We start from the raw sequence: 3,360 nt of genomic DNA on the forward strand, positions 1-3,360 counted from the left end.
GGTGACCAGCCAGGGTGCGGTGATCAGCGCCACGGCCTCACCCGTCACCGTCAACCTCGGCACTCTAGGCACTCTAGGCACTCTAGCCGATGACGCGACTGCCACTGTCAGCTTCCGGGTGACTATCGATGCCGGCACCACCAACGGCACCGTACTGAGCAATCAAGCCACCGTCACCCGCGACGGCGATACCACCGGCGTCCGCTCCGACGACAACGGCACCAGCGGCGACGGTCTCAACCCGACCCTGACCCCGGTCTACACCGAGGCCCCCACTCCCCTGTTCGACAAGACCCAGACGGACAGCAGCGAAACCGGCAGCATCGACTCTAACGTCCTGATCGGCGAAGTCGTCACCTTCCAACTGGCCTTCACCGCTCCGTCTGGCACCACGCGCCAACTGACCTTCGCCGACACGCTACCGACGGGACTGGCCTACGTCGCGGGCTCCGCGCGTCTGTGGCGCACCAGCACCGCCCTGAACGCTTCGCTCAATCCGGGCGGCATCAACAGCGCCAATGCCAATGACCCTGTCACCCTGATCGATGGCGTGCATTTGCTCCAGAGCGGTCAGACCCTGAGCCTCGCCCTCGGCAATGTCATCAACTCCGATGCCAATGCTGGGACAACCGAACAGTACGTCCTTGAATACCGCGCGCGGGTGCAGAACCTGGCGGGCAATGCCAAGGGAGAGACGCTCACCAACAGCGCCACCATTCGCACCCTGAACACGCTTGGCGTCGAACAGTCGTTGACGCCGGTCGTGGCTTCGCTGTCGATCATCGAACCCAGTCTCACCCTCAACAAAACGGTCAGCCCGTCCGCGCTGCTGTCCAGTGGTGGTGCCACCACCTACACCCTGGTCGTCGCCAATACCGGTAATGCGCCGGCCTACGATGTCTGTATCACCGATCCGCTCAGCGACTCCTGGACTCTGGGGACCGTCACCGCGACGCCATCCGGCACCGATGCGCCGACGGGGATCACAACAGAGGCCACCGACTGCGGCAGCGACGGGCTGCGTGTCCAGGTTGAAGTCTTCCCGGCCGGCGGGGTGCTCACGCTCACCATTCCGGTCTCCGACACGGACCTCAGCGGCGCGCCGAACGATCAGCTCAACAACACCGCCAGCGCGACCTGGACCAGTCTGCCCGGCGCCACCGGCTCCGGCAGCGGGCTGGATGCCGCCGGCACGGCCGGCACCGAAGATGGCGAACGCACCGGCGCCGGCAGTGGTGTCAACCTCTACACTGTCAGCGACAGCGCCCAGGTCACCATCAATGAGTTGAACCTGACCAAGACCGTCGATGACACGCAGCGTTACGCCATTGGTGAGCTGGTCACCTACCGGCTCGACATCAGCGTCCCCGCCAACTTCAGCGTCACCGACGCCGTCCTCACCGACGCCCTGCCGGAGGGTCTGCTTTATGTCGGACCGGTGAACCGTGTCGATACCAATACGGCCCTGACGAACGCCTCGCTGACGGACAGTGCCAGCGGCACGCCGCCAACCCTGACCATCACCCTCGGCACCCTCACCAACAGCGCCGCCAGCGCCCAGACCCTGTCACTGGAGTATGGCGTGCGGGTCGCCAACGTCTTGACGAATCAGTTCGATACGGAACCGCTGGAAAATACCGCCACCCTGACCTTCAAGGATCCGCGCGACGACAACGCCGAGAAGACCCGCATCGACGCCGCCAGTATCCAACTGGGCGAACCCCAGTTGAGCCTGACACTCGATGCCGCCGGACCCAGCGGCACGCTCACCAACTTACAGGCGGGTGATGTCATCACCTATACCCTGAGCTTGAGCAATGCCAGTGGCGTGGGTGTGACCACGGCCTTCGACAGCCTTCTGTCCAGCGTCCTGCCCGCCGGCCTGACCGGCGTGTCCGACTCGCTCGCCAGCACCGACAACACCAACCTGAGTTCCGAGGCGCTAAGCGCGCTCCTCGCCACCCTCAGTATCGACGCTGACGGCTTGAGCACCACCAGCGACGGCTTCGACCTGCCCGCCGGTGCCGTGCTCGAATTGACCTTCCAGGCCAAACTGGATGTTGGCGTCCTGTCCGGCGACACCATTCCAGCGACCACCGCCAACGTCACCTATACCAGTCTCGATGGCGAGGATGCGACCGAACGCACCGGGTCGGGGACACCGGAAGTCAACGACTATCAGGCCAACGACAGCGCCCAAGCCCTCACCATCGACAGCACGGTCGCCTTCGACAAGCAGTTCCTGCCGAACACCCGGACGACCTTCGCCGTCGGCGAAGAGGTCACCTACCGGCTGAAGGTCAGTCTGATCGAAGGCACCACCGAGGATCTGGTGCTCACCGATACCTTGCCCGCCGGCCTGAGCTATGTGGGCTACACCCTAGGCGCGGGATCGGGCGACAGCCTGACCATTCCCTTCGACCCCGCCACCGATTTGACGGTCACGCCAGCCACCGGCCCGAGCGACACGGGGCAGGTCGTCCGCTTTGACTTAGGCACCGTCGTCAACGCCGCCAACGGACGGCGCGACGACGATTACCTGACCGTCGACCTGACCGCGCGGGTCGATAACGTCACCGCCAATCAGGCCGAAACCGTGCTGGGTAATCAGGCCAAACTTGAGTATGTCGATGCTGAGGGGAATCAAACCCTCCACTTCGACGCCGATGGTGAGACTGACGGCAACCAGCCGCTCAACCTGACGGTGGTGGAACCGACTGTCACCCTGGTCCTGGATCAGAGCGTCGAGACCCTTTCCCTGGGCGACACCGTTACCTATACCCTGACCCTCAGCGCCAGCGATGCCACCGCCTACGGCGTGCAACTGGTCGATACCCTGCCGCCCGGCTTGGAGTACGTCTCCGCGACCGGCGGAACGCCGAGCATCAAGGATCAAACCTTGACCTTCGATCTAGCCCAACTGGCACAGGGTGCCAGCCACGAGATCACCATCACGGCTCGCTTGCGTCCGGATTCAGTGGTGGGTGTGAGTCAACCCAATCAGGCGACACTGACGTGGGGATCGATTCCAGAGGCTAGCGGCGACGCCGACAGCGGACGCATCGGCAGCGATGGCGCGGGCGATGGACTCAACAACTACGCTACCAGCCAATCGGTCAGCCTCACCCCGACCACCAACGCGGTGATCGACGCCACCAAGACGGTGACCGACCTCAATGGCGGGGACGCGCTCGCTGGCGACACGCTCGAATACACCGTCATCCTGGAGAATACGGGGACGGAGCACGCGACCAACGTCGTCTTCACCGACCCGATTCCGGCGAATACGGCCTATGTCGCTGACAGCACGACCCTCAATGGCAGCCGTCTTGCCGATAGCGGCGGCGGGCTGAGTTTCAG

At 64.2% G+C, this 3,360-nt stretch carries 1 protein-coding gene; it reads left to right on the forward strand.

The annotated features are described in order from the left end of the window. On the forward strand, positions 1 to 3,360 hold a 3,360-nt coding region (locus GJ668_RS19505), incomplete at both ends, for a beta strand repeat-containing protein (protein WP_155451748.1).

This window comes from Allochromatium palmeri, from assembly GCF_009720725.1.
Classification (GTDB): domain Bacteria; phylum Pseudomonadota; class Gammaproteobacteria; order Chromatiales; family Chromatiaceae; genus Thermochromatium; species Thermochromatium palmeri.